Source organism: Kitasatospora sp. NPDC057198, assembly GCF_042670125.1.
Lineage (GTDB): Bacteria > Actinomycetota > Actinomycetes > Streptomycetales > Streptomycetaceae > Kitasatospora.
The window spans coordinates 1-3,600 of sequence record NZ_JBHUWH010000636.1 but is presented as its reverse complement, the minus strand read 5'-3'; the positions used below and the strand labels follow the sequence as shown (position 1 = coordinate 3,600).

Below are 3,600 nucleotides of genomic sequence, written 5' to 3'. Positions count from 1 at the left end.
GCCCGTCGGCGGCACCGGGAGCGGCGGCGTCCGGCCGTCAGCGGCCGGAACGCCTCACGGGATCAGCAGCTGCCGATGGGCGTGTCGGTGACGACCGGCGGGGCGGCGCAGTTCCAGGAGGTGTACGTGCGCTGGTAGTACACGTGGTTGCTGCAGTAGTAGGAGACCTGCTGACAGCCGGACGCCTCGGCGGTCTCCTCCTTGAGCAGCTTTCCGAGCATCCGGTCGGACAGGGTCTTCATTGCCTGGACCATTTCGACCTCCAATGAGGGGGAATTCGGACCGTTCGGTGGTTCCGGTGCGGGCGAGCTCTCGCGGCACCGAAGCTATAGGACGCGCAGAGACGATGTCTAGACCACATGGGAAAATCTTCCCCGGGACAGCGATTCCCGAATTCGGAACCGAGAATTCCGCGGGCCTTCGCCGGGGATGATTGGTATTTCCGGAACGTGAACGCCGGAAAACGCACCTATGCGGACAACGCCGCCATGCCGGGCCGGGCCCGGCCGCCCCTTCGGCACCAATCCGGGCGAAGCGGCCCGCGCGGCCGCCGCCGCTCCGTACCCTCGTGTGAAGAAGGTGTGGGGACGCCGGTCTTTTCCAGGGGGTTTCTTCGTCATGCGCATCGTCATCGCAGGTCAGGGCTATGTCGGACTCCCGCTCGCGGTCCGCGCCGCCGAAGTGGGCCACCGCGTCGTCGGGTACGACGTGGACGAGCGCCGGATCAAGCGGCTCGCGGTCGGCGAGTCGTACGTCGAGGACATCCCCGGGGAGCGGCTGCGCCCGCTGCTCGACACCGGGGCCTACCTGCCCTCCGCCGACCCCGCCGACGTCGCGGGCTTCGACGTCGCGGTGATCACCGTCCCGACGCCGCTGCGCGACGGGGTCCCGGACCTCTCCTACATCGAGGCGTCCGCGAAGCTGCTGGGCCGGCACCTCAGGCCCGGCGCGACCGTCGTGCTGGAGTCCACCACCTACCCGGGCACCACCGAGGAACTGCTCGCCCCGCTCCTGGAGGCCGGCTCCGGGCTGCGGGCCGGCGCCGACTTCCACCTCGGCTACAGCCCCGAGCGGATCGACCCCGGCAACCCGGTGTGGAAGCTGGAGAACACCCCGAAGGTCGTCTCCGGCACCACCCCCGAGGGCCTGGCCGCCGTCTCCGACTTCTACGGGCAGCTGGTCGAACGGACCGTCCCGGTCTCCTCCTGCAAGGAGGCCGAACTCACCAAGCTGCTGGAGAACACCTTCCGGCACGTCAACATCGCCCTGGTCAACGAGCTGGCGATGTTCGCCCACGACCTCGGCATCGACGTCTGGGAGGCCATCGACGCCGCCTCCACCAAGCCGTTCGGCTTCCTGCGCTTCACCCCGGGACCGGGCGTCGGCGGGCACTGCCTGCCGATCGACCCCTCCTACCTGTCCTGGCGGGTCGAACGCGCCCTCGGCCAGTCCTTCCGGTTCGTCGAACTCGCCAACGACGTCAACAGCCACATGCCGGACTACGTGGTGCGCCGCCTCACCGAGGCGCTCAACCAGCGCCGCCGCAGCGTCAACGGCTCACGCGTGCTGGTCCTCGGCCTCGCCTACAAGGCCAACACCGGCGACGCCCGGGAAACCCCGGCGGCCCGGATCGTCGACCTGCTCACCCGCCAGGGCGCCGAGGTCCGCGCCGCCGACCCGCACGTGGTGGCCGGCGTCCACGTCGCCGAACCGCACATCCCCGGCCAGCGCACCACCGCCCACGAGGGCGGCCCGCTCGCCGCCGTCCACCGCGTCGAGGCCACCCCCGAGGAACTCGCCGCCGCCGACGCCGTCGTCCTGCTCGCCGACCACGACGAGTTCGACTACGCCGCCATCACCGCCCACGCCCGCTACGTCCTCGACTGCCGCCGCCGCCTGACCGGAGCAGCGGTCGAGGTCCTGTAGAGACGAGCACGCACCACCAGGGGCTCGGGGAACGGCTGGCAGACGGACATGCACCACCAGGGGCTCGGGGAACGGCGAGTCCGTGCTGCTGACGGCCGGAGCCCATCGGAGGTCCGTGCTGCTGCGTGTCTTTGACGGAACCAGAAGCAGATGCGCGCTCCGGCAGTGCACCGCCAGCAGACCCGTGCTCGCCGTTCCCCGAGCCCCTGGTTTCACTCCCCGCCGTTCTTCCCAAGCCCCGGCGGGGCTGCTCTCAGCCCCGGCGCTGGATGCGGTTGCGGTCCGGGCGGGTGTCGTGGTCGATGCCGTCGTCGACGATGACGATCTTGGGGATGATGCGGTCCTCGATCGTGGCGTCCGGCTTGGTCTCCGGCTTCGGCGCGGGCTCGGGCGCAGGCGCGGCCTCGGGCTTCGCCTCCGGCTTCGGGGGCAGCGGGGCCTTGCTCAGGTCGGCGGGGGCCGCCGCGGGAGGCTCGGGGGTGCGGGGCTTGCGGGGGTCGTCCGCCTTGGGCTTGACCGGGCCCAGGACGGTGGTGGGCTGGTCGGTGACCGGGGGCTTGGTGAGGTCGGCCTTCTTGGCGGCGACGGCCTGGGCCGCGTCCTCCGGGTCCTCGATGGCGCCGACGGCGGCGCCGGTGAGGGAGGCGAGGGTGCCCTTGATGTGGTCGAGGTGGGTCTGGACCTTGTCGAGGCGCTTGGTGAAGTCGGCCTGCTCGCGCTCGCTGGCGGCCTTGATCCGGGCGGCCTTCTCCTTCGCGGCGGCGATCGCCGCGTCCGCCTTGGTCTGGGCCTCGCCGTCGAGGCGGCGGGCCTCGTCGAGCATCGCCTCGCGGTGCTGCTCGGCCTCCTTGACCCGGGCGTCGGCGGCGGCGGTGACCTTGGCCACGGCGGCGTCGGCGGCGGCCTCGGCGGCGGCGAAGTCCTCGTCGGCCTTGCGGCGGCGCTCGGCGAGGGCGCTCTCGGACTGCTCGGAGGCGTTGGCCGCGGCGACCCGGACCCGGGCGGCGTGGCCGGTCGCGGCGTGGACGAGGGCGCGGCACTCGGCGTCGGCCTCGGCGCGGATCCGCTCGGCCTCGGCGCGGCTGCGCTCCTCGGTGCGGCGGACGAACTGCTCGGTCTCCTCGCGGAGCTTGGCGGCGAAGTCCTTCGCCGCCTTGGCGGCGGCCTCGCCGGCCTCGTGGGCGGCGTCCCGGGCGTCCTCGCCGGAGCGCTTGGCCTTGGCGTGGACGGCGTCGGCCTCGTTGAGGGCGATGCCGAGCAGGGCGGCGGCCTGGTCGCTGAGTTCGGCGAAGTCGGGGTCGGGGGCGTCCTCGGCGGCCTGCTTGATGTCGGCGAAGCGCTTCTCCATCTCGCGCAGGCCGCCGCCGAGGACGCTGAGCCGTTCCCAGGCTTCGTCGCGTTCGCGGCTGAGCGCGGTGACCGCCGCGTCGACCTGCTCGGGCGCGTAGCCGCGCCGGGACGGGGTGAAGCCGTACTGGGACACGGCGTCGCTCATTTCGGCTGTTCTCCTCGTGCTCGCGGGCTGCGCGGCCCCGCCGGGTTTGCCTGGTGCAGGTGGGGCGGACGAACCGTCCCATTGACCTATTTTGCGCAGATACGAACGCAAACCAAACAGGGGGCTGCCGCGCGGCCGACGGAACCGGCCGCGCGGCGGGGCGCTACAGCAGCTGTCTC

3 protein-coding genes are annotated in these 3,600 nt (G+C 72.3%); 1 reads left to right on the top strand and 2 read right to left on the bottom strand.

Annotation, left to right across the window (positions count from 1 at the left end):
• Positions 1-62: 62 nt before the first annotated feature.
• The gene (locus ACFUEL_RS36985) at positions 63-254 is read right to left on the bottom strand and encodes a hypothetical protein (RefSeq protein ID WP_380242164.1); all 192 of its coding nucleotides are present in this window, start codon (positions 252-254) and stop codon (positions 63-65) included.
• 364 nt (positions 255-618) lie between these two features.
• Here ACFUEL_RS36985 and ACFUEL_RS36980 point away from each other — a divergent pair, with 364 nt between their 5' ends.
• On the top strand, positions 619-1,926 hold the full coding sequence (locus ACFUEL_RS36980) for a nucleotide sugar dehydrogenase (RefSeq protein ID WP_380242162.1): 1,308 nt from the start codon (positions 619-621) through the stop codon (positions 1,924-1,926).
• 253 nt (positions 1,927-2,179) lie between these two features.
• Here the strand turns inward: ACFUEL_RS36980 and ACFUEL_RS36975 are convergent, their stop codons facing one another.
• Positions 2,180-3,421, bottom strand: coding sequence for a hypothetical protein (locus tag ACFUEL_RS36975; RefSeq protein WP_380242161.1), 1,242 nt, complete (start codon positions 3,419-3,421; stop codon positions 2,180-2,182).
• Positions 3,422-3,600 lie beyond the last annotated feature (179 nt).

Excerpts from the sequence above, each read along its gene's own strand:
- ACFUEL_RS36985 (WP_380242164.1), bottom strand. The coding sequence starts at position 254 with ATGGTCCAGGCAATGAAGACCCTGTCCGACCGGATGCTCGGAAAGCTG.
- ACFUEL_RS36980 (WP_380242162.1), top strand. The coding sequence starts at position 619 with ATGCGCATCGTCATCGCAGGTCAGGGCTATGTCGGACTCCCGCTCGCG.
- ACFUEL_RS36975 (WP_380242161.1), bottom strand. The coding sequence starts at position 3,421 with ATGAGCGACGCCGTGTCCCAGTACGGCTTCACCCCGTCCCGGCGCGGC.